The sequence below is a fragment of the Pseudomonas sp. SJZ080 genome (genome assembly GCF_007828295.1).
GTDB classification, from domain to species: domain Bacteria; phylum Pseudomonadota; class Gammaproteobacteria; order Pseudomonadales; family Pseudomonadaceae; genus Aquipseudomonas; species Aquipseudomonas migulae_A.
Genome location: NZ_VIUK01000046.1, coordinates 1 through 22,647 on the forward strand (window position 1 = coordinate 1; position 22,647 = coordinate 22,647).

General features: G+C 54.4%; 14 protein-coding genes and 7 pseudogenes. 8 read left to right on the forward strand and 13 right to left on the reverse strand.

The features are described 5' to 3' along the window. The first annotated feature begins 109 nt into the window (after window positions 1–109). The gene (locus FBY04_RS31290) at window positions 110–925 is read left to right on the forward strand and encodes a plasmid partitioning protein RepB C-terminal domain-containing protein (protein WP_256667214.1); all 816 of its coding nucleotides are present in this window, start codon (window positions 110–112) and stop codon (window positions 923–925) included. 93 nt (window positions 926–1,018) lie between these two features. On the opposite strand, the gene FBY04_RS31295 is transcribed toward FBY04_RS31290, so the two are convergent. The 3 genes from FBY04_RS31295 to FBY04_RS31305 form a co-directional block, all read right to left on the reverse strand. Next, window positions 1,019–1,372, reverse strand: coding sequence for a hypothetical protein (locus FBY04_RS31295; RefSeq protein WP_145319450.1), 354 nt, complete (start codon window positions 1,370–1,372; stop codon window positions 1,019–1,021). Between the two features lie 46 nt (window positions 1,373–1,418). Continuing rightward, window positions 1,419–2,093 carry a hypothetical protein gene (locus tag FBY04_RS31300; RefSeq protein WP_145319453.1) on the reverse strand — a complete coding sequence of 225 codons (675 nt, stop codon included), beginning with the start codon at window positions 2,091–2,093 and terminating at the stop codon, window positions 1,419–1,421. Window positions 2,094–2,363: 270 nt separating this feature from the next. Then, window positions 2,364–3,068, reverse strand: coding sequence for a hypothetical protein (locus FBY04_RS31305; RefSeq protein WP_145319456.1), 705 nt, complete (start codon window positions 3,066–3,068; stop codon window positions 2,364–2,366). Between the two features lie 483 nt (window positions 3,069–3,551). On the opposite strand from FBY04_RS31305, the gene FBY04_RS31310 reads away from it, so the two are divergent. After that, window positions 3,552–4,771 (forward strand): IS3 family transposase gene (locus FBY04_RS31310; RefSeq protein WP_371927891.1). Its coding sequence is split into 2 segments (ribosomal slippage): window positions 3,552–3,897 and window positions 3,897–4,771, totalling 1,221 coding nucleotides; the frame shifts between segments, so codons are not numbered across the junction. Window positions 4,772–4,969: 198 nt separating this feature from the next. Further along, window positions 4,970–5,290: pseudogene (locus tag FBY04_RS31315) on the forward strand (POTRA domain-containing protein); the annotation flags it as partial. Between the two features lie 978 nt (window positions 5,291–6,268). Here FBY04_RS31315 and FBY04_RS33405 read toward each other — a convergent pair. The 8 genes and pseudogenes from FBY04_RS33405 to FBY04_RS31360 form a co-directional block, all read right to left on the reverse strand. Beyond that, window positions 6,269–7,114 (reverse strand): methyl-accepting chemotaxis protein, encoded by an 846-nt coding sequence (locus FBY04_RS33405; protein WP_371927892.1) that lies wholly within the window; start codon window positions 7,112–7,114, stop codon window positions 6,269–6,271. An 18-nt stretch (window positions 7,115–7,132) separates the two neighbouring features. Continuing rightward, window positions 7,133–8,329, reverse strand: a pseudogene (locus FBY04_RS33410) (cache domain-containing protein); the annotation flags it as partial. A 438-nt stretch (window positions 8,330–8,767) separates the two neighbouring features. Then, window positions 8,768–9,191: pseudogene (locus tag FBY04_RS33415) on the reverse strand (inovirus-type Gp2 protein). 383 nt (window positions 9,192–9,574) lie between these two features. Further along, a complete protein-coding gene (locus tag FBY04_RS31345) occupies window positions 9,575–10,651 on the reverse strand; it encodes a chemotaxis protein CheW (RefSeq protein ID WP_145319470.1) in 1,077 nt (358 codons plus the stop codon). Between the two features lie 251 nt (window positions 10,652–10,902). Next, entirely contained in the window at window positions 10,903–11,766 is an 864-nt protein-coding gene (locus FBY04_RS33420) for a methyl-accepting chemotaxis protein (RefSeq protein ID WP_371927893.1), read from the reverse strand. Between the two features lie 42 nt (window positions 11,767–11,808). Beyond that, a pseudogene (locus tag FBY04_RS33425) lies at window positions 11,809–12,693 on the reverse strand (methyl-accepting chemotaxis protein); the annotation flags it as partial. Window positions 12,694–13,262: 569 nt separating this feature from the next. Beyond that, window positions 13,263–13,382, reverse strand: a pseudogene (locus FBY04_RS31355) (IS3 family transposase); the annotation flags it as partial. Between the two features lie 158 nt (window positions 13,383–13,540). Continuing rightward, complete coding sequence (locus tag FBY04_RS31360; protein WP_145319476.1) at window positions 13,541–15,190, reverse strand: phosphoethanolamine transferase; 1,650 nt, start codon at window positions 15,188–15,190, stop codon at window positions 13,541–13,543. 408 nt (window positions 15,191–15,598) lie between these two features. Between FBY04_RS31360 and FBY04_RS31365 the strand changes: the two genes are divergently transcribed. From FBY04_RS31365 to FBY04_RS31375, 3 genes and pseudogenes are all read left to right on the forward strand, one after another. Continuing rightward, window positions 15,599–16,195, forward strand: coding sequence for a histidine phosphatase family protein (locus FBY04_RS31365; protein ID WP_256667213.1), 597 nt, complete (start codon window positions 15,599–15,601; stop codon window positions 16,193–16,195). A 120-nt stretch (window positions 16,196–16,315) separates the two neighbouring features. Further along, window positions 16,316–16,626, forward strand: a pseudogene (locus FBY04_RS32945) (hypothetical protein). Between the two features lie 593 nt (window positions 16,627–17,219). Then, window positions 17,220–17,981: a hypothetical protein gene (locus FBY04_RS31375; RefSeq protein ID WP_145319479.1), complete on the forward strand. Its 762-nt coding sequence runs from the start codon at window positions 17,220–17,222 to the stop codon at window positions 17,979–17,981. Window positions 17,982–18,222: 241 nt separating this feature from the next. On the opposite strand, the pseudogene FBY04_RS32950 reads toward FBY04_RS31375, so the two are convergent. Continuing rightward, window positions 18,223–19,461 (reverse strand): annotated as a pseudogene (locus tag FBY04_RS32950) (POTRA domain-containing protein); the annotation flags it as partial. A 524-nt stretch (window positions 19,462–19,985) separates the two neighbouring features. On the opposite strand from FBY04_RS32950, the gene FBY04_RS31390 reads away from it, so the two are divergent. Then, window positions 19,986–20,321, forward strand: coding sequence for a hypothetical protein (locus FBY04_RS31390; protein ID WP_145319481.1), 336 nt, complete (start codon window positions 19,986–19,988; stop codon window positions 20,319–20,321). 586 nt (window positions 20,322–20,907) lie between these two features. On the opposite strand, the gene FBY04_RS31395 is transcribed toward FBY04_RS31390, so the two are convergent. Further along, window positions 20,908–21,543, reverse strand: coding sequence for an antitoxin Xre/MbcA/ParS toxin-binding domain-containing protein (locus tag FBY04_RS31395; protein WP_145319485.1), 636 nt, complete (start codon window positions 21,541–21,543; stop codon window positions 20,908–20,910). Window positions 21,544–21,909: 366 nt separating this feature from the next. On the opposite strand from FBY04_RS31395, the gene FBY04_RS31400 reads away from it, so the two are divergent. Further along, complete coding sequence (locus tag FBY04_RS31400) at window positions 21,910–22,500, forward strand: hypothetical protein (protein WP_145319490.1); 591 nt, start codon at window positions 21,910–21,912, stop codon at window positions 22,498–22,500. Window positions 22,501–22,647 lie beyond the last annotated feature (147 nt).

The window sequence follows — 22,647 nt, forward strand, 5'->3', positions numbered from 1 at the left end:
GCTGCCAACACAGCGTGCCAGTGAGATTGATCAACTGCTACCGCATCAGTGGGTGCCGGCCTGAGTCACGCAAGGTGACTTCGGCAGACGCTTACTTAAATACCAACAAATCTTAGCATCAATCCAGGAGGTCGGCCTCGTCGAGCCACCCGCTGTAACACCAGTACCTGGACGTAGTGGGCAATACTTTCTGCTAGATGGCCATCTACGCATTGAGGCGCTGAAAGACCTAGGAGAGTTGGAAGTCGACTGCCTCGTGGCAACCGACGACACCTACTCTTACAACAAACGTACCAACAGATTATCAGCCGTACAAAGCAACAAAATGATAGTGCGGGCAATGGAGCGTGGAGTCTCTGCGGAGCGGCTTGGCAAAGCGCTTGGATTATCACCGCAGACCATCAAGCAAAAATTCCGGCTACTGAATGGCATTTGCGCTGAGGCCATTTCGCTTCTGGGTGATACGGACTGCCCAGCGAATGTTTTCCATCATCTGCGTCAGATGAAACCATTGAGGCAAATTGAAGCGGCTGAATTGATGCTTGGGAATAAAAATCTCTCTGTACTACTCGCTAAGGCACTTTTGGCTGCAACACCTTCAGACCAATTGGCAGTGCCCAGAAAAAACCAACCTGATCAAATCTCTGCCGAATCAATCGCTCGCCTTGAGCGAGAGCTGGCCGCACTGCAGATGCAGATCAAAACAGTGGAAGAAGACTACGGGCCTGATGTCCTACATCTCACTGTCATTAAAGGCTACCTGGCCAAGCTTCTTGCCAACGCTGCTGTCGTTCGGTGGCTGGCTAGGCACCAGCCTGAGTTCCTGAAAGAGTTCCAATCCATCGCCGAGTTGACCGAGCTACCTTGGGGAATTCACGAATCAGATGCTGCCCAACTGGAGCCGGCTGTCGAGGCACAAGAATAATTTCATGGGTCAAGCTGACGGTGGTTTTTTACATCGACATGCTGATACAAGGTAGTGAGTGGTGATGATCGCCTATTTGCGCCAGCGCGGTTCCTATTGTAAGTGCCTGGGGGTGGGATAAAAGCCACCGCTCAGCACCTTCAAAAAGTCGTTAAGTGACTGCCGACCATTGTTACCTTTGAACGTGACGATGACATAGCAACTGCCGCTGGCGGTGAGGAGTATCCAGTAAGGGCTCCTGTGCGCCATCAGGTGGATATCAGAGGTACGAATGCGACGCCCGTCTTCAAACCGTCCTGCACCTGCACGAGTGTGCTTATGCACCACACCGACCGCAGAACACGCCACAATCTCGACTTCTGTCAGGAAGGCAGTCACTACCATACCGCTGAAATGCCGCTCTGCCGCCGCGAGCCGAAGTTCACCGAAACCTCTTGAGGTTGTCATGTCAGATTCCCTGCCAATGAGGTAGGTAGGCCAGGCAAGGCCGGGTCTAGAAAACCTTAACCACTGTCGCCAGCTCTGCTGATTTACGAGTGCCAGGCCCCAGCAGAAAATACGCGGTATTGCGTGTCTGAAAGCAGAAACCATCCGAGAACGACACCATTGGAGTAGTACGCACCCAGTCTCCCGGCTTCAGCCGTCCTTGGCTGTCCATGACCACCTCGTGCGCATAGATCATGACTGGGAGACGAGCCTCACGCTCCAGCGCTTCCAATAGTGATGGCGGCATCACCAGATCAATCCAGATCCATTGCCTGACTAGACAATACGGCGCATGACCGAAACGCCGCTGGGCGAGTGCTATGGCCTCTTCATCGGAAGCATTGTGGCCGAGCATCGAAATGCCCTCGCCATACAACAGCTCTGTGATCGCATCTAGGTTTTTCATGACAGCTACCCAGTCTCCTCGGTTAAAGCGTTCGCGACTGTCCAGCACGACGTTGCGCGCATAGATCAACACTGGTTCGAGGCCACGAGAGCGTAAAGCGTCATACCCCTCGTCGCAGGGGGTCAGCTCAAGTACGGTCCAGTCCCGCACTAGGCAGTACGAATACTCGCCAAAATTGGTTTGTACAAAGTCGATGGCATCTTCAGCTGACAAGTCGCAACCGTTGATGATTTCTCCTTGCCCACTCAAGAGTTGCTGTAGCCGTAAGAGATCCATTCGTGCATGCCCTCTTAGAGAGTTCTCGTTCAGCAGAGCGCCGGCGATTGTTCAGTGATACCGCTGGAATTCCTCTAGTTGATGGTGAAAGCGTGTCCGGCCGATTGTCAAACTGGCCTGTTAGGTTGCCTTGCGATACGGGCTCGATGGCTTAGGCGATTGGGCCGGCCAGAGCGGGCTTGGCATTTTTCTTCAGTATGCTTTCCACAGACCGGCTTGCGCGAGCCGTCCAGATGACCTCCGAACGGCTGGTACGTTACGTCCTAAAAACTACGAGCGATTGTCACCCTCATCTTCGGCGTTCAATAATTTCTCCAGCGCTTCATAGCCTTCGTCGCGGCGCATTAGGAAGCCGATGACGTCTTCGGCATCGAATCTGAATTGCTCAGATTCCATGACTGTCCTGAAAAATGTGTTAGCTAAAACGATACCGCCCTGATTCAGCCAGGGCTCTGCTTTTCTACCATCGAGTTGGTCAAAAAATACCGATAAAACCGCAGTCGCCAATGGGCGCATTTCGCTGGAGTAGGAAGAAAGCTCCCAATGCCAGCGTCCCTTGGTAGGGCAAAACGTTGGGCCATCATCGTTCAGCATATAGTTCCAGTTGTTGCTTTCCCACATCCACGGCGCGGGCTGAAGCAGACTTGGAGGGGTGCCTTCTCTATAGACCGTCACTTCATGATTGCGACCATTACCCCAAACCTCGACTGGTCGCACCTGGAAATATTTGAAGGCGCGCTCGCGTAGTTTGAAGGCTGCCAGTCGAGCGTTGACGCCACTTTGCACCTGCGCTGGTGTCCTGCCCTCGGCCACTTCCATCACTGCCGTTCCGATATCAATGTTCAATTGATGCAAAGGTTGCAGATCCAGGTGTAGGCGTCCGACTAAAGGCTCAGGCAGCTTGTCAGCACACCCCGCTTCTAGGATGACGGGCACAATCCGCACGCCAGGTTCATCAGCTATCTCGGCCAGCATTTTCAGCTCGCGGTGCAGGCCTGCTCCTATTTGTTGGGCTGCTCTGATGTAGTCCTGATAACACAAGCATAAGATTTGAACTGGACGCTTAGACAAGGCTTTGGCGATAACGCCATCGATAGAGTCTCCGTAGGCGATGCTGTCCCGATCCCAAAATACGTCATGGTTCCACCTGATTTGGGTAAGGACACGTTGGCGTACCCACTCTTTGTTCTCAAACCCGTTGCCCTATGCTTAGGAGATGAAGATGTGGCCACGGTTTTCTACTTCAGTCATTTTCCGAGTCTTCTGTGACGAGGGAGGGAGTCTTCGGTTGAGTCTATGAAACAAAAGCACCTCCCGCGCTGAGCCTGTTTATTAACGATGGGAGAAAGGAGATTCTATATTTTTCAATCGATTACCTTCTCTCTGGTTGAACGAGCCCCATGAAAGACAGGACACCGTTTCCCCCTTACGATAAGGGATAGGCAAACGGTTATGTTTATGACTAACAGCAACGATAAGAGTGGGGAGCTTTTGGGCCAGGAGCGGCGGCGCCGCTGGAGCCCGGAGCAAAAGCTGGCCATGGTTCGCGAGAGCCTTGAGCCAGGGCAAAGTGTGTCGGTGGTCGCTCGGCGCAACGGCATCAATGCCAACCAGTTATTCCTCTGGCGCAAGCTGTATCAGGACGGCAGCCTGTCGGCGGTCAGCGCCGGTGAAGCCGTGGTGCCGGCCTCTGAGCTGAGCGATGCGCTCAAGCAAATCCGTGAACTGCAACGGATGCTGGGCAAGAAAACGATGGAAGCCGAAATCCTCAAAGAGGCCGTGGAGATCGCCCGGTCGCGAAAATGGATTGCGCACTCACCCTTGTTGCCGGGGGACGACCAGTGAAGCTGGTCAGCGAATGTCTCGGTGTGGCGCGCTCGCAATTAACGGTGCGAATCAAGCAATCGGTATCGCCCAAAGTACGGCGAAGCAGGCCTGTGGACGATACTGCGCTGGTGGTCGAAATCCAGCAACAGGTCAGCGAGCTGCCCAGCTATGGCTACCGTCGGGTCTGGGGATTGCTGCGTCGTGCACGTGAAAAGCGGTCGCTGCCCGCGATCAACGTGAAGCGGGTTTACCGGATCATGCGTGATCACAATTTGCTGCTTGAACGCCGGATCAAACAGCCCGGCGTGCCGCGTCGGCACGAAGGCCGTATTGCCGTGGAAACCAGCGATACGCGTTGGTGCTCGGACGGCTTTGAGTTCCGTTGCGAGGACGGCGCCAAACTGAGCGTGACCTTCGCCCTGGACTGCTGTGATCGCGAAGCGATCGGCTGGGTCGCGAGCCCGACCGGGTACAGCGGCGATGACATCCGCGACTTGATGCTGGAAAGCGTGGAGAAGCGTTTTGGTGATCAACTACCCACCACGCCGGTGCAATGGCTCAGCGACAACGGCTCGGCGTACACCGCCGAACAGACGCGCCTGTTTGCCCGGCAGATCGGCTTGCAGCCGGTGACCACCCCGGTGCGCAGCCCGCAGAGCAACGGCATGGCCGAAAGCTTCGTGAAGACGATCAAGCGTGACTACGTGGCGCACATGCCCAAGCCGGATCGAGAAACGGCGCTGCGTAACTTGGCAATTGCCTTCGAACATTACAACGAGCAGCATCCGCACAGCGCATTGAACTATCGCTCGCCGAGGGAGTTCAGGCGCTTGGCGGCGGCATCAATTTAACGGGGAGTTGGTGTCCGGTTTTGTAGGGGCAAGTCCACTGGTTTATGCGCGCGTCTTAGCCAAAAACATGACGATCGAATTATGAAAAAAGTTTCATTTTTGAAAAATTGACGCCATCAAAATGCGACCATAGCATCACCACCCGATTGATGGCGAAACGCCATCTAGGGGTCAAGCATGCGCGTTTCAACTCTCAGGATGAGCACCTCTCTGGCGCTTTTAATCATTGGCTTTGGGCCTTTGTTCAGTGCCCATGCAGCTCCCTCCCCCGGTGACACCGACCTTATCCGCGAACGTCAGGATCGGCTCCTCGATGAGCAACGCCGTCGTCTCGAAGAGCTCAAGGACTTACCCGGCAAGGAAGCCAAACCAACGCCACCGGCAGCCCCGGCTGATACCCGTTGCTTTCCGATCAAAGACATCGAACTCAACGGCGACGACAGTCTCTCGGAAGGCGAAAAAGCACGCCTGCTTAAGCCGTTTATCGATCAGTGTCTGGGCGTCACCCAGCTCAACGACAGATCAAACAATGGTGTCCACTATCTGGGCCAATTTGGAGGGCTGTCAGCAGAGGGTGCTGGCCGGACGGTTCCGATTGACCGGGCGCATCCGCACAGACGCACATCATACAAATTATCCATGCTCGTTTTTTCACATGAGGTCTAGCATTAGACGTGACGATGCTGACACCTTGAATAGGATAAGAAACTGGCCATGGATAGGAGAATGCGAGATGAGTTTGAGGCTTCCAAGCCTCGCAGCTTGCTGGATCGGTCAAAGAGTGGATATTTAGATGCGTCCACAAACCGGGATTGGGCTATCTGGCAGCTCGCATGGAGGGCGGCGCTGAACTCTAAATCATCGGCGACTGTTGAATATTCGCCAACTCATGATTTGAGTAATGAAGAAGTCGAGTTTCTGAAGCAGGTGTTTCGATATTCCGATAGGTAGGGGATATGAAATCACCTCGTGGTTCGGCGGAAAGATACGTATATCTATTTCAGGCCTCGGCATTCGCCGGGGTTCTATCGTTGTGCACCATGCCTGTGGGGGATACGCTGGCGACTTGGAGGTGACAGTCCTGTATCCCTGCGTAACCTCCGAGAGGTACTACGTTTAAGGTTCAACGCTGGTCTGTCCGTGCTCAAAATTGCCCCCAGCATTCGCATCAGCGGTGGCAGTGCCGGCATTTACCTGCATAGTTTCAATGCCTAAGGGCTCGCTAAGCCACGGCCATCACCCGCGCTATAGCGGTGTCAGTGTCGGCGGGCATATCCATGGGCTCAGTTGTAAATTTCGCTGACACCATCGTCCTTAGTTGGATTAGCGGGAGGGTGTGTTCGCCGGCTGCTTACACGTTTAGGGCTATAGCGTCCGCTTAAGCGGGCGCAATTGCCCATAACGTTAGGATTTCCACGTATGTCTTACCACTACGACGGATCTGGTAAGCATTAGTTGATTACTGCATTAAGTTGGGGCACGCGAAGAGGTTAATGGTTAGCGAACCTTGAAGCGCCCCATGATCGCACTCACCCGATTGTTGGCTTCCAACAACTGTTTGGTGTTGAGCTCGCTGGCATGACCGCTTTTTACCAGCTCGCCGACCATATGGCGGATCTGTACCATGCTGCGGTTGATCTCTTCAGTCACCGCGCTCTGCTGTTCGGCAGCGGTGGCAATCTGGGTACTCAGGCTGTTGATCTGGCTGACGGAGTGGGCCATTTCATCCAGACCGGAGTTGACTCGCGCCGTCGCATCGGCGGCGGACTGACAGCTGGCCTGGGTGTTTTCCATGGCGCTGACCGAGGAACTCACGCCCAGGGTCAGACGGCTGAGCATCTCGTTGATTTGCGAGGTGCTGGACTGGGTGCGGGCGGCAAGGGCGCGGACCTCATCGGCCACCACCGCAAAGCCGCGGCCCTGCTCACCGGCCCGGGCGGCTTCAATGGCGGCATTGAGGGCCAGCAGGTTGGTCTGCCCGGCAATGGCGCCGATCACCCCGAGGATTTCGGTGATGCGCTTGGCGTCCTGCTGCATGCTTTCGACTTTGTGGGTGGCGCTGGCCACTTCGTCGATCAGAGCGACTACGCTGCCGGAGGCTTCACCGACCACTATCCGTGAGCGTTCCGCGTGCTCGTTGGCGCGCTGGGTGAAGGCCGCGGTTTCCGCCGCGTTTGCCGCCACGCTGTCGGCGGTGGAGCTCATCTCGGTGATGGCTGTCACGGTCTGGTCGGTTTCCGAGGCGTGGCGTATCAGGATTTCGTTGGTGTGGGCCGAGGTCTGCTGCAACTTGTCCAGGCTGGTAGCCATGGCGTCGGTAGCCTGGGTGACTTCCCCGATCATATTCTGCAGATAGATGATGAAGTGGTTGACCGAGTGACCGATGGCGCCGAGCTCGTCTTCAGCGTGGATGGTGATGCGCTTGGTCAGGTCGGCGTCTCCGGTGGAGAGAGCGTCGATGTTGTCTTTCAGGGCGCTCATGCGTTGGATCAATTGGCGGATCGCGTAGATCTGCAGCAACACAAGCAGGATCACCATCGGAATTTGCAGCAGGCTCAAGGTGCTGAGCACGTCGTCGCGCTGGGCGGTAATCAACTTGGTTGGCAGGGCGGTGGCGAGGAACCACGGCGAGCCTTCGATCGGCCGCATGAAAAAGGTGCTGGCCTCGCCGTTGTTGTCGAACTCGACACGCTGCGACTGATCACGGTTTTGCAGGCCGGCCTTCACTTGACTGGCGAAAGGCGAGTTGCCGGCCAGTTCACTGATGTTCTTTAGCACAATCGGCCCGCTGATCCGCGAGCTGTTGCTGATGATCTTGCCATCGGCTTCGACGATCAGCATTTCTGCGCCGAGGTCTTTTTCCTTGCGGGCGATCAGGTCATTGAAGAAGCCCAGGGTCACGTCGATGGTCGATACACCATAGGCCGCGCCATTTTTCTGAATGGCCATGGCGCAATTGGTGCGCGGCTCGGCGCTGGCGTCATCTTTATAGGCGGCAGCCCAGGCGCATTGGCCGCGCGGGGTTTGCATGCCACCCTTGTACCAGCTCTGGTCGTAATAGTTGGGTGCGGCGTCGCTGTTCCAGAACGTATTGACTGCCAGTTTGCCCGAGGCATCCCGGTGCCAGAAGGTACTGAATTTGTTGCGCCCGGCTTCACGTTGACCGGGCAATGGCCAGATCCCGCCGCCGAAGACTTTCAGTTCGCCGTACTGATCCACCAAACCTGGCAGGACCGTGTCGATGGCGGCGCTGTCCAGTAAGGGAATGGACTGGGTGATGCTGCGCTGTTGGGCTTGCACCTTGTTCAATTCGCCCCGGATTTGTTCGGCGACTTCGGCGATGCGGTTGAGGGCCACCTGTTCTTCGGTGTGGCGAAGTTTCGGGGCGACCAACTGGCTGATGCCCACCACTGTGAGGACGGACAGCAGCAGGATGAACAGGAGCAGAAACAGCATGTAGCGTGCTTGAATGTTACGGAATATGGGCATGGGGCTCCTCCTTGGCAGTGGTTTTATAACTTGGGTGTTGGTTGGCAAATTGGAGGCGGCGTAAACCATCGGCCGCCGGAGACGAGCTATAGGGAGACTCTGAAAAAATCTCCAGTTTGGGTGAAATACACGCCCCGCACGAACCGAACGGTTGAACCTCAATGAGGTGGGACTCTCGCGTAACCGGAGAGCACAACCCTGCCTTTGACCTCAAGGATGGTTCGACCAAGCGCGGGTGTTCGCTGGGCGCCAGTTCATGCCGGTAACCGCTGCCGCCTCGCTCTGGTCAGCGCCACAACAGACCACGGGCTCCCTTCCTGAGAGCGGCACACACAGTTCGAACACGCTGCTGGGCTTGCGTGAGCGAGCCCATGCCTTTGTGTTGACACAGGCTCAAGGATACAGCCGCGCAGCCTCTGCGCGCCATCAGCGGGCGCTGATCTTGGGTAGGGCAATATCGCATAGCGGACGATATCGGCCGTGCTGGTGAAGCCCTGTAGAGCTGGTTCAGCCTCTTCTGCAACCAAACGCACGGCATCGACTGGCGTAGTCCTTGGTAGCGGCCTTGCAGAGGTAGCTCACTCGATAGAAGTACCGATCCATTTCCTCTGGATCATCCTGAGAGAGATGGAATGTGGCTTTATCAGGGATGTGCACCAGGCCAGGCCCAGGCGGCCTGAATGCGGCTGTATAGGTTCTCTCTTGTTGATTGAAAACGTCCCACCGTGTGGAACGCGTCTCTGTTCACTAACAAGACGCCGTGGTAATGCGGCCCCCCTCTTGTCCGACCTCCCTGGCCCAGCACCATCGCACCCGTGTCTGATGAGCAGAGCCATTCAGACGTTGTGCAACTAACCAATAGTTGCCCCGGTGTGCTTCCCCAGTTTGATGTAGCGCTGACCGCTCTGATGCGGTCTTCGTATGAATACATGAACTACTACCTCCAGTTAGTCCAAGATTTCTATCGCACCCCCACTGGGTCAGTTTTCGGTCTGCGGCAACAGCGGCAGGTAACTGCCGTTCCTACCGCGACCGCCTGTTCCCCTGGCTACGTCGTTTGAGGGCTTGCCGCCATAAGCGGCAGACCGCAACTCGAAAACCATCAAGATGTAACAGGTTTCCCGGCACCGCATGGTAATTGAAGTATCCCGTGACCACCCGGGTAAGCCACTGACCCACGATTTGAACAGACTCGTGGCGTCGACGTTTCAGCTCATCCCGAATATGGGGCCTCAATGGAGACGCATTGAATGTGCGTATCCCGCTCCGAGGTAATCTAGCGGGGCTATACGCTGATGATCTTGGGATGCTCCTCTACTCCAGCATGCGGGATGCAGAGTTCGGCTCAGCAAATATACCCGCCAATAGTCCCTGGCTAATGTCGAGCAAGGAGATAGAGCGGTGGTCGATCCTGATTGTTCCGATGGTATAGCGGCTACGAGTATCCACTTTCTGAACGAGTGGCGGCTCGATGCTCGACGGGGTGATGTTCAATATCTTGCAGATAGCATCCACCTTAACGCCGATCATTTGCCGATGCTCACCCCGGCTCACCACCAAAATGATGATGAGAGTATTTTGATTGACTTTGGTTGACTCCCCACCGAAAAGTGTACTCAGGTCGATCACCGGTACCACCGAGCCGCGTAGATTGATTGCCCTGCGGGTCCTCCACGGCCTGTCCGATTCGATGACAAGCCTATTGGCTTCTACAATCTCTTTAACGGAGCGAATACTCACTGCGAACAGTTCATCACCAAGGAAAAAGGGAAGGTATCGTCTGCTTTGTGCTGAGTTATCTTCATTTCCCATCTCCAGCGACGGAGCTATGTTGTAGGTATCAAAAACCTGCGCCGCCGCTTGCAGGCGATGAGAAAGTTCGACCAGCTCGCGCATCTTGACCGCTACCTCGGCGAGATCTTGTTCACTATTGGTGTCTGTACCTGACACTTCGTTGGTGGACCCAGGTGTCAGCAAGTTGGCCTGATGGCTCGTTTCGCCCCTCCCGGCGACGCTATCTGTTGTTATCGACCTATTGTTACCCTCGCTGCGGAATCCGGGGGGAAACGACAGGGCTGATGCAGTGGTTATATCCAGACCAGTTCCCAGCCTGATCTCCAGGATGGTTTTGCTGGCATTTTCCATATCGCTACGTATGCAACTGAGTCGCTCAACCACACTACGTTTGAGCTGCGCTTGCTCCTTGGGTTCTACCTCGACAGACCGTTCAATGGAGAAGCGAAGTCTGCACAAATAAATGCACAAGGTAGCGAGTATCATGATTCCAAAGAGAATGATTAATACCAGCGAAGTAGAGAGGTGATGCAGATTGACGAAGGATGCCTCATCCGGCACTACGCCGAGAGGTTGTTGCATACGGGAGATGCTCATGTTGGATATTTTTTTGCTCAGATATTGGACATGCCGAGATCATGTCCAAGTTGGTTTTCTCATTGCGAACGGTTCCTGCAGTAGTTAAAAGCCAGGCACTACCGCTTGCACAACCAGAGATCCAAGCCGGTAAGGCAGCCCGGATACGGCTATCAGAAATTCGTTCGGTAATAGATCATTTCTACCATTGCATCACTGTTGACTAATCAGCTGACCGCTCCCGCTCAAAGCTTGGGAGCGATCTCGCTTCGTCAGACCTTGAAATGGCTGACCATCATCTGCAACTGATTGCCCAGCCGTGCCAACTCGACGCTGGAGGCAGCAGTTTCGTCGCTGGCGGCAGCGGTCTGTTCGGAGACGTCGCGCACGTTGATGATGCTACGACTGATCTCTTCGGCCACGGCGTTTTGTTGCTCGGTGGCGGCCGCGATCTGCTGGTTCATCGACTGGATATTCGACACGGTGCGGGTGATATTCTCCAACGACACGCCGGCTTTGCGAGTCAGTTCGACGCTGTTGTCGGTCAGGCTGCGACTGTTGTTCATGACGCTGGCCACCTGCTGGGTACCGCTCTGCAAACCGGCGATCAACCCTTCGATTTCCTCGGTGGACTTCTGGGTGCGCTGGGCCAGTCCACGCACTTCGTCGGCGACCACGGCGAAACCTCGACCGGCCTCACCGGCACGAGCGGCTTCGATAGCTGCGTTGAGGGCCAACAGGTTGGTCTGCTCGGCCACGGACTTGATCACGTCCATGACGCTACCTATCTTGTTGCTTTCCTGCTGCAGGAGGGTCATGGCCTCGGTGGCACGCACCACTTCCGCAGCTAGGTGCTCAATCTGTGCCATGGCCTCGGCAACCACCCTGTCACCTTCACGGGCTTGGCCGTCGGCGTCTGCGGCAGCCTGCGAGGCTTGCTCGGCGTTGCGCGCGACTTCCTGCACGGTGGCGGTCATTTCATGCATGGCAGTAGCGACCTGATCGGTCTCGACTTTCTGACTGTTGACCCCGACGCTGGTCTGTTCGGTCACGGCCGACAGCTCTTCCGCAGCACTGGCGATCTGGGTCACACCGTCGCGAATACCGCTGACGAGGTTGCGCAGGGACTCGCCCATGCGCTGGACACCTTGTTGCAGCACGCCCAGTTCATCTTGACGAGTGACCACCAGATTCTGGGTGAGGTCGCCGGCAGCAATGCGTTCGACGACGCCGAGGGTTTCGCGGATCGGACGAGTGATCTGGCGGGTGATGATGACAGCGGCCAGAATGCCAAACAGCAAGGCCAACAAAGTACTGCCCAACTGCAGGGTGCGAGCTTTGGTGACTTCGCTGTCGCGGCTGTTCAGTTGATTCTGGTAAAGGGTGTCGCTGCGGGTCCGCAACTCGGGCCCTAGGTCGACCTGTTCCTTAATTGCCAGGGCCACAGTACTGGCCGCCGTCTTGTACGACTGAAACGCGGTACGGTAATTATTCAGCGCACTTTCTAACTGACGCAGCTTGTCTGGTTGGGTGTTGTTGAAACGCTCGTTGAGTTGCGTCAGTCCGCTGACGACTTCATTCAGTTGGTTAACCGCTTTCTTCTCCGCTTCTGGATCGACGCTGGCGGCGTCGGTGTATCCACGCACTTCATAGCGGGCACGCAGGAACGCTTCCTTGACCTTAGTGATGGCCTGGTACTGATCGAAGCGCTGATCGCTAAAAGGTATTTGGTGTACGCTGCTGTCGATGGCTGCGATCAGACCATCAGCCACTTCAGCGTTGTCGCCTAGGGCTTGGCGTGCAGAGTTGGCTGTGCGGTAGGCATCGAGCATCTTGTTCAGCGATTGCTGGAAGTTGCCGATAATGGCCCCTTGTTCTTTGAGCAGCTTGAGATTCTCCGGGATAATGAACGTATTGATCAGTTTTTGCTGCTGGGCGATGAACGCCTCCAGGCTGACCTGCACGTTCTGTACTGCGGCTTCATCGCCTTTGGACTGTAGGTATTTCAGGCGGGCCAAACGCACTTCACTGAGCAGCGTGTTCAACTGGGTGACATCGCCCATTCGGTTGCTGCGCCACACCAGGCTGTCCACGCTGCTCCAGCTGGTCAGGGCAAGGACGGCAGTCAGGGCCAGAACCAGGCCGAATCCCAAAGCCAGTTTGAGGTTGACGCTAATATCACCGAAAAACTTACGCACTCTATTCCTCGCAGGGCTCTCTGCTCTCTAGTGTTCAGGTAGCTCAAAGCCTGATCCTAGGATCCGGCTTTGATGTCTCGTAGCCTTTATCGACAGAGCATTCACTTGCTGAAACGATTTTTCATTCTTTTTTTTGACCTTGTTTGCATCATTTCGGTGCGTTTTTTTGATTGCTTCTCCTGGCAGAGAAGTACGAAGGGGACGGCGTTTTTCAAGGTAGTTGTCGCGTCAACCGTCTAACTATGCCGCCATTTTCTCGATCTGTTGCTCTCGATCCGGATTCAGCAGCACGGTGCCGATCGGTTCCCAGTTACGCGTCCGGCCTGACCACCGCTCGGGTTTGTTTTCCTTGGCTCGTTCGTACAGCTCATGTCGCTGTGTTGCCGCTGACCGAAAACTGACCCAGTGGGGATGCGGACATAAACTTGGACTGGTTATGCCGCGAAGCCCAGGCTCTCACGATACTCAATGGGACTGAGCGCGCCGAGGGAAATCTTTATACGTTTCTCGTTGTACCAGCGAATGTATGAATCCAGGTTCTGAATGAACTGCTCCCTTTGCTCCATGTACCGAAGAGCGATTATTCGAAGTGCCGAACGGCATCAAAAAAGGCTGTGCGAGATAAATGTCATAAATGTGTTAACAAAAGATGACTGCGCCTGTAATAGACGCAGCATTAAAAAGGTCCAGGAGCGGTGCGCCTGGTGACGGATCACTTTTCAGACAGCAAGCTGTTATCCGGCGTGGTCCTGCACCCTGAAAACATATCAAGTGCAGGGTCGTACACCACCGTGTTTACCTGAAGCAAACCGAGCATCGAATGAAACAGATTGTCCTGGCTCAAGGGTTTGTTGACGCTTTTCCCAAGGCAGTCGGTACTGAGATTGAATGATTGTTTATAGTTGTCTGAAAACCAGGTCAGCATAGGTACGTGCTTCTGCTGGTCAGGGGCGAGCATGTAGGGTGTGCCATGAAGGAACAGATTATACTCACCCAATGATTCGCCGTGATCGGACAGATAGATCATGGCGGTATCCACGCTATCCTGATTCCCTCGCAAGATATCAATCAGGCTGGCCAATACATGATCGGTATACAGTAGCGTATTGTCATAACCATTGATGATGCTTTCTTTGCTGCAGTTATCGAGCGCATTACTCTCGCAAACCGGAGTAAACTTCTCGAATTTTTTTGGATAACGTTTGAAGTACTCCGGGCCATGACTGCCCATCTGATGTAACACCATCACGGTATCTTTTTCCAGATGATCAATATAGTTCTGCAGGCCTTTCAGGAGAATTTCATCTCTGCATTCGTTGTTTGCACAAAGTTCCGAGTCTATTGTGTTGCTGACATCGTCCAGAGTGACCCGGTCGCAGGTTCCCTTACAGCCGGACTGATTGTCCCGCCAGACGACGTCCAGGCCTGCGCGTTTAAGGATATCGAGCAGGCCTTCCTGGGTTTTTGCGGTAGAGGCGTTGTAGTCCTTGCGGGCCATATTGGAAAACATGCAGGGCACTGAGACCGCCGTTTCAGTGCCGCAGGAGTAGACATCGGTAAAGGCAATTAGCCCTTGTTCCTTCTGCAATTGCGGTGTGGTGTTGCGGTTGTAGCCCAAAATTCCAAAGTTCTCGGCCCGCGCGCTTTCCCCCACAACCAATATGGTCAGGGATTTACGATTCCGTTGCGCCCATTGGCTGCTCAGAACGGCATCCTCGCCGATCTTCTTGAAAGGTTTCTGCGCGGTAACAAACTGTTCACGCAGGTAGCTTGCAGAGGCGCCGATGTAGTTGCTGGGCACCACCATCAGTCGTAATTCGTGGTGGTTGCGAAACAGTGAGGACAACCCTTGGTAGTTGAAGAGCGTAACAGCACCGATCACCAGTCCACAGCCAATACAGATAAAGGCTTTACTGATTAACTCCCGATGCCAGCGCCGATAGTGGACTGGGGTCAACCATAGCAGCAGCGACGGCGCTAAACCCAGCAGCAGAATGTAGAAAAACAGCTTGGTAGAAAGCAGACCCCACACTTCGGTAACATTGGTTTCAGCAAAGTTACGCAGCATGCCCGTGTCGATCAATACCCCGTAGCGGTTCATGAAATAAGCAACCCCGGCACTGACCATGAACAAAATGATGAGTACAGGTTTTAATAAGTTCTTAAAGGCGAGCAGACTGAGAACTATATTGAATATACAAAATATGATGATGCCAAATGCCACGAGGAGCAGTAAGCTCGATTCATTGCCGTCGATGATTTTAAAGAGATACTGCCACAGGATGGAATTAAATCCAAACAACAAGAAGGCGCTGGCGATCAAGGTTACTAATTCCGCACGAACGGCCTTTATTTTAAACATAAAAATAACATTCCCTGGATTGAGGGACGTCGTGCGGCGGAGTCAGCAGGACGTCTACGATAAAGTGAATTCTAGGGGCGGATTGATCAATTTTTCGTGAAAAACATGCCAATAAAAAGTCGGCTAATGTGAGGGTCACTTCAAAGTCAACGTTGTTGGGTAGGGGCGCTCAGTTGACGGATTTCCTCAACTATTTTTTGACATTTCATTCACCAACTAACCACAGCTCTCCTCTTACCGTGCGGTCACGAGGCGCTGATGCCCTCGCAGTTACCTTGGTTTCACCTTTTTTAGTTACGGAGCAATACTGTGGCTCACGCACCATATCCTGTGTCGGTTTCAACGAGCAAAGCCCCGCGTACGCTGCGTTTCAACAGGACTTTCCTTAACAGGTTAATGTTATCTAGCTTGCTACTGGCCCTGTCGACAGTCCTTGCCTGGCTATTGACCTCCACTCATGTGATCGATTTGAGCGCGGCTGACACTACCGCCCAGTCGAAACTTTATGCTGAATGGGCACGCGGAAACGTAGTGTTGATGATCAGGCATGCTGAACGCTGCGATCGTTCTGGCAACCCGTGCCTGGGCAGCCCTGATGGCATCACTCTTAATGGCAGTCAAGCGGCTGCAGCCGTCGGTGTCGGTTTGCAGCATCTGGGCTTGCAGAAGGCCCGACTAATTGCCAGTCCGTTAACTCGTACTCGCCAGACCGCAGATTTCATCTTGGGTCAAGTAGTGCCTACTCAAAGCTGGGTGGAGGACTGCGACAGTAGTTTCAAAGATGCCGTTCTGGCCCATAAGAAATCACAGGAAAATCTGGTTCTGATCACCCACAGCGGTTGCATCGATCACTTCGAACGCAGGATGGGCGTACGCGCAGGGCAACGTGACAGCGCCTACACCCAAGCGTTTTTCGTTCAAGTCGACGGCAAGCAAGCGCCCCGTATTATCGGTTCGCTGGACGCGGAGGACTGGGCGAAACTGCCTGGCCTACAGTCACGCTGAGTGCTGCGCCCAAGGCGCGGCATCAGTCTGACAAACCATAACAAAGGGCAATGTACAACCAGCAACACAGAGAACAAGGCAAATGAATCGCAGATAAGCATTACAAGCCGCAAAGCCCGGATGGTCCTCACACTGTTCTTACCGCTAGCGCTGCTCGCCGGCTGCCAGAGCACCAAAGATCAATTGCTCGCTCAAGGGTATCCTCCGGTATTCGCCAGTGGATTTAATGATGGTTGCGTCAGCGGTCGCCAAGCCACGGGCACCATTGGCGAGTTCCGTAAGAACGTGCCAGTGTATTTGCAGGATCGCCAGTACGCTACGGCTGGGATGATGGCTTTCGCCAATGCCAGGTCAGTACAGGCAGCAATTTCGACCACCCGCTGAACGTTGACAGTAAGGCCGATCGTGACTGGAAACACAGCAAGGATTAGAGCTGGAGCAAAACCCTCAGCAAGTCCGCAAATAGACCATAGGCCTCCTGGATACGACTCGCCTGGGGGCTTGTTTGATGAACTACTTCTCAGACAAATGTCGTCGATCAGGATGTGGTGTTGTCCGCGGCTGCATTGTTCGCGCCTGGACTTTATAAGCGTCCCTGAGCATGACCTCGGTAATCTCCCTTTCACTTAGGCCGCTGCGGTGATCGCACGAGCCCGGATGTCTGGGCGCCCATCAGCGTCAACGGAGTGCTTGCCAATCTGCAGTCGTGGTATTGAGTTAACACCCGTCAGTGTGCGGGAAGTGCTCCTGCGGCTAGTGACGAAAGCATCATCCTGAACTTCGTTAAAAATTTTTCGTTTTATCCTCGGAGCCTATGCAAAACTTTCACAGTAAGTTGGCGGATAACTTTCTGCTCGGTGAGCCGCGACGCTATCCCGTCTCTGGGTGGTTCCGGAGTAGCCTTTAGTCAGCATATTTTTCATTTATGGCTAACAAATTTTCAACATCTGGATTGTGATCATGTGCCACCCTCGGCGCCATCACGGCCAATCGAACTCCCCATGCGATCCCCCAGGTGAATGAAATGAACAAACTGCCGCAGATAACGCTTGCGTTCTGGATCATGAAAATCTGTGCAACAACGTTAGGCGAGACAGCTGGAGATTTGCTCTCTATGACACTGGATGTTGGCTATGCCATGAGCTCGCTGCTCTTGATCAGCGCTTTTGTCGTAACACTGTTAACGCAGCTTTCCAGCAAACGCTATCACCCCGCGCTTTATTGGCTCGTGATCTTGTCCACCAGTACGGCGGGCACCACCATTTCAGATTTCATGGACCGAACTCTGGGGCTGGGCTACGCAGTTGGGTCGGCAATTCTCATTGCTATTTTGTTGACGATTTTTTCGGTGTGGTTCCTGAGTGAAAAATCTCTCTCAGTGAGCCGTATCACCACACGCAAAGCCGAGCTTTTCTACTGGTTTGCGATCCTGTTCTCCAACACCTTGGGCACCGCGCTGGGCGACTTCCTGGCTGATGACTCGGGCCTGGGTTTTATGGGCGGGGCATTGCTGGTGGGAAGCGGGATCGCCATGGTTGCGGCATTGCACTACACCACCCGTTTGTCCTCGGTTGCATTGTTCTGGATCGCCTTCGTCCTAACCCGCCCGTTTGGTGCGACCCTTGGAGATCTGCTGACAAAACCCTATGCAAAAGGGGGGCTAGACTTCGGGACGGTGGGATCTTCAGCCGTCTTGCTAAGCGTCCTGGTGGTTCTTGTCGCGCTTGCTTCGATGTATAACAGTCAGCGTTCACCAGCAGTTGAGCGTTTGAGGGATAGGGGATAGGGTCGACGCTTCCGATCCTGGCCATCCACCTGTGATCGCAAGCTGCGAAATTGCACCTCACTTGATCAATCACCCATTTGCATCGCTACTGACCACTCGTTTGCATTCGACTTGACCAGTCATTTGCATTCCCAGTGACCAGAAGGATTTGTGTTGGTTTCCCCCTTCTGTGGACCAGCTAGCAGCTGAGTACGTCACGGTCTAATCTGTGCAGACGTGCAAATCTAAGGCTATTCACGACACGGGTGACGATCGAACCGCCGGCGCCAGTGACGTTGGCGGTGGAAATATCGAAGGTGCCGTTGCCCACATGCAGCAAACTGCCGCCGCCGTTGAGGAAGCCGCCCACCGCCATGGTCAGGTCGGAGTTGGCGCTTTCCAGCGTGCCGTTGCGGTTATCGAACAGGCCAGCGATCTGGAAGCTGGTTTTGCCACTGGCGCCGAGGGCGCGCAGTTGACCGGTCTGGTTATCGAGGCTGGCCGCCTTGATCGACAAGGTGCTGTCGCTCTCGATGATGCCCAGATGGTTGTTCAGGGCGCCGCTGAGGTTGAGGTCGATCTGTTGACCGGCGATCTGGCCGTCATTGTCGCTGCTGTTGTCAAAGTTGTTGCCGGTGACGTTGACTTTGCCTTTGGCGTAGAGGCCGCCGTTGCGGTTGTCGAAGTTTCCGGTGACGACAGTCGCGTCGCCGCTTTGCGCAGCGATACGCCCGCCGTAGTTGTCGATACCGGCCAGAGCGGTCAGGTTCAGGCGCTGGGCCTGGGTGACGCCGCTGCGGCGGTTGTTGTTCAGGTCATAGCCGTTTTTCAGCACACCGATCAGATTGGACGTGAATGCCGCTTGCAGGCTGGCGAGCACGCCGCCGCGGTTATCGAGGTTGCGCCTGATCGATGGCAAGCGGTTCATCTGATCGACCATCTGCTCGATTTCTCGCAGATTGACCAGCTCGCCGGTTTTACCGGGAAACGCCATGCCCAGCTCACGGTCCGACAGCTTGCTGTCCTCTGCGCCCTTCAACCCTTCCAGCTTGCCCTCGACCACCAGCACCTTCAGATGTCCGCCGGACATATCCTGCTGCGGCAAGTAGGCGCGACTGGTGACCAGGCCTTTCTCGATGTAATAGTCGGTGATGGCTTTCAGCAGTTCATTGAGCTGGGTGACGCCCAGGCATTGGCCGATGTACGGCTTGAGCATACGACTTTTTTCGCTCTCGGAGAGACTGTCGGCGCCTTTGAGCTCGATGTCCTTGATGGGGAAACACCGCGCGTCGGCGGGGGCCGTCGGTGGCGTAGGCTTGACTTCCTTGCCGGGTAATTCCTTGAGCTCTTCGAGACGCCGACGCTGCTCTTCGAGCAAGCGATCCTGACGTTCGCGGATCAGATCGGTTTCACCGGGAGTGGGAGCGGCATAGGCACTGTTTTGAGCACTCAGGCACAGCAGTGAGAGGCACGCCAAACGCCGGGGCCACGTCCATAACAAATGCGTATTGGATCCACCGGAAAACAATGATGGCAAATTAGCATTGAAATGATGGCCAGCCAACGCACTGAATACGCAGATCTCTTTTCAAAATAACAATATAAGCCACTGATATTTTTATTAATAAGAAACAAAACCAGCGGTTTAGGCGCCTCAGCTGAAGAGTTATTTCAGACGAACGGTATTAATATTGATTGGCTAACAGGCCCAGATGAACTACAAGCGAAGAGTTCCTCGCCAGAGTACAGGCCACTGATGGGGCCCATTTTAAAGCGCTCAGCGAGGCTCATCATTGGCACGTTGCCATGTTCAAATGGCCGAGCGACCTCGCCAAACTAGGGGCCCAGAAAGCTCCGGCCAGTAGCGAATGGAGACCGTTTCTTAAAAACGAATTGGACACGTCCTGGGGAACGCAGCGCATCTGGCCAAACGGCTGAGGGGGGACGCTCGCTACACCCGCGGGCGGTAACAGAAGCTTATTGATGGTGGTTTATCGCTGATTGCACCTGAGAGGAGCACAGAGTGTGAAGTATCTTTTTGAGAACCTGGCACTCGCTCCCGAGCTGAAAGACGGCGAGATCTGGTGCAGCACCTACCTGACGAATAAGGGCGATGACCTGCTCCCACTCGCACGTGACCTAGCTAGCGCGTGCGCGGATGATACAAATAATCAGGCCGTCGAAATCGAGGTGTGCTTTCCGCTTAAAAACATCGTGACCGAGCGCATTGAAAGCTTCCAATACGGCTGCAGTCAGCCGCCGATGATCGACATCAATAACCGTCCATTGCTGGATGCATTACGCAAGGAGCTCACCGAGATGGTGGCGATGCTCGATTTTATCGAGTATGTCGAGGAGTGAAGGAACTTGTGCCTGATAGGCCCACGCCTTCACTTGAGTTAAGCGCCAGACTGACAATGGCGGCCCAGCTTTCAGGTTCAAAACCACGCCCATTCAATCAGCCCTTTTAGCACTCGACCCGAGGTGGGTCAGCAGATTCAAGCTACTCAGGCTTATGCCGAACAATTTCTTCCGCTTTTACCTCATCAGCGTTAGCCACCAACCGGTCAGCAGTTTTGTAATCTACTGCAATGCACCGACAACATATTCGGCGTCAGAGCGCTCGGCAACTGTTAGCACTTCACGGACTGTCTGTTCGAGGCACGATGAAATTTTTCAGGTCTTACTTCAAGGCTTGCATCGGCTTGTTGAGCGCCATAACGACTCGCACAGCGATCTATGCAAGAGCGCTCGCGATCTCAGCGGCATGAGATTGAAGTCGGGCTGCACGGCGATAAAGCGGAGGATGTGTGTGAGCGAGTGAATTCTACACTATGGGTCGTCCTTGATTTAGTAGCCGGCAGCTAATGGCTGTGCAGTCAGTGGGAAGTACTTTCTTAAAAGACGTTGCACTGGCGCGACAGGTGTTGCCTTGCTCACTCGTTAATTAACAGTACAAGCCCTCAGCCACTTGAGTCAGCATTTCCTCCACTCGATAGACGCCCAGGCTGGTGGAAAGCAGCTCATACGGACTTTTTCCCGAAAAGCGTGATTTGGGTTTGGACAACCAATACTGGGCTTTTTCGGTGTCGCCAAAGACCGCCACGGCCATCGCCATAATATGCGCCGCACGATACATTCGATCACTCTCATCGGCTTTCAAGTGCTGGTTGCTGGCCAGGCGCATTTTAAAGGTCCGGTGGGGAATGATCCTGTCACGCTCGGCAGGGCTGATGATTCCCTGATCGCAAAGTACTTGGAGACCATTGGCGGGAAAGCCAGCTTCGATCAGTTCGTGAATGGCCTGATCCGAGGCTTGGGCAGGAATATGGAGATAGGTTTCCAAGCGCATTCTGTAAGCTTGGTAGAGGTCTTCTCGTAAAGCCCCGGCCGATGAGGAAGGAGTTGAGCGGCCGTGCACAGGTTGGAGCACCATTACGCCGTTGACCACTTCGATGGTCAGTACGTCGCCGATGCCCAAGCCGAATTGTGAAAGTAACTCTGGCGGCAAATCAACTATCGCATCGCCGCTGCCGTCGCCGGTGTCCTTGCATCTAACCGTCCAGCGCTCGCTTTCACTCATGATCTGCGGGTCTCACGTCATCATTCGAGTCACTTGATTATGCTCGCGTTGAGTTCCGCGTGCACGAATGAGTGCGCTACGCGTCAGATCACCGCCATCATGGCTACACGGACGACTTCTACGACAAGGCGTCTTTAGACGCAACGAAGGCGATTCGTCGACGAGGTGATGGCTGTGGCGTTACTGAAATTGAATATTTGTCGTCAGTGTTGATTGAGGCCTGCTGTCTGAGGCTTCATACCACGATGCTGAACGTCGTCGTTATTTCCAAGAACGAAACGATTGCATACGCGTTTGTGTGAAACGGCGAACAGGTCTCGAGAGTTCGGGGCTAGCATCACACCCTAATTGTCTAAAGGAAGCTTCATGCGTTCTGTTGCTGGTTTTACTGTGGTATTGAGTCTGGCTGTGCTGGCAGGTTGTGCCGGTTGGAACGGTAGCCACAGAGGGTCTGTCGTTGTCGATTACCAGGTCAATTCCGAAGATATTTCTGGTCGCCCGAAAGTGAACATCGTGGAAGGAAACAGTTTTTTTGACGTTGCCGGGGCCACGGATAGCCAGACTTATCCACCTGTAACTATTCGCCAATGCAATGCACAGCGGACAGAGTGCTCACTGGGGATTGTGACACTCACAAGTAAAATCCAGATTATTTCCATCGACGAACAATCCACGAAGCTTCGGGTCGATTTTGTCTACAAGGTTGGGGAGGAGTGGCGACGCGAGACGTCCTCAACAAAGCAGGTGCACAGTTTGCCTATGCCTGAAGTGATCAAGGATCAGGGGCGCGTAACGCGAACCGCCGATATCCCTTACAGCGAGACACGGCGAGTAGAGTTGCCGTATGGATTGAGCCTCTCCCTATGCGTTTCGGCGCCTGGAGTAACCACAATGAATCAAAGGCCGTGTACCAATCAGATGGTTCATGCGGATGCGAAGAACAGTCCAGCTTTCTAATATCTAAAAAATCCCCGCGCTGCGGGGATTTTTCTAAGTCAGATGTCAGCCATGTGAATCGCCCCTAGTTTCGTAGACACCTCCAAGCCTTAAAATGAGGCCCATTAGGAGGTGCCATGAGCAACCAGCGTTATCCCGAAGAATTCA

Bases quoted from the DNA above. Each gene is read 5' to 3' on its own strand.
- FBY04_RS31295 (WP_145319450.1), bottom strand. From the start codon at position 1,372: ATGACAACCTCAAGAGGTTTCGGTGAACTTCGGCTCGCGGCGGCAGAG.
- FBY04_RS31300 (WP_145319453.1), bottom strand. From the start codon at position 2,093: ATGGATCTCTTACGGCTACAGCAACTCTTGAGTGGGCAAGGAGAAATC.
- FBY04_RS31305 (WP_145319456.1), bottom strand. From the start codon at position 3,068: ATGCTGGCCGAGATAGCTGATGAACCTGGCGTGCGGATTGTGCCCGTC.
- FBY04_RS33405 (WP_371927892.1), bottom strand. From the start codon at position 7,114: ATGATCGGGGAAGTCACCCAGGCTACCGACGCCATGGCTACCAGCCTG.
- FBY04_RS31345 (WP_145319470.1), bottom strand. From the start codon at position 10,651: ATGAGCATCTCCCGTATGCAACAACCTCTCGGCGTAGTGCCGGATGAG.
- FBY04_RS33420 (WP_371927893.1), bottom strand. From the start codon at position 11,766: ATGGGCGAGTCCCTGCGCAACCTCGTCAGCGGTATTCGCGACGGTGTG.
- FBY04_RS31360 (WP_145319476.1), bottom strand. From the start codon at position 15,190: ATGTTTAAAATAAAGGCCGTTCGTGCGGAATTAGTAACCTTGATCGCC.
- FBY04_RS31375 (WP_145319479.1), top strand. From the start codon at position 17,220: ATGAACAAACTGCCGCAGATAACGCTTGCGTTCTGGATCATGAAAATC.
- FBY04_RS31395 (WP_145319485.1), bottom strand. From the start codon at position 21,543: ATGAGTGAAAGCGAGCGCTGGACGGTTAGATGCAAGGACACCGGCGAC.
- FBY04_RS31400 (WP_145319490.1), top strand. From the start codon at position 21,910: ATGCGTTCTGTTGCTGGTTTTACTGTGGTATTGAGTCTGGCTGTGCTG.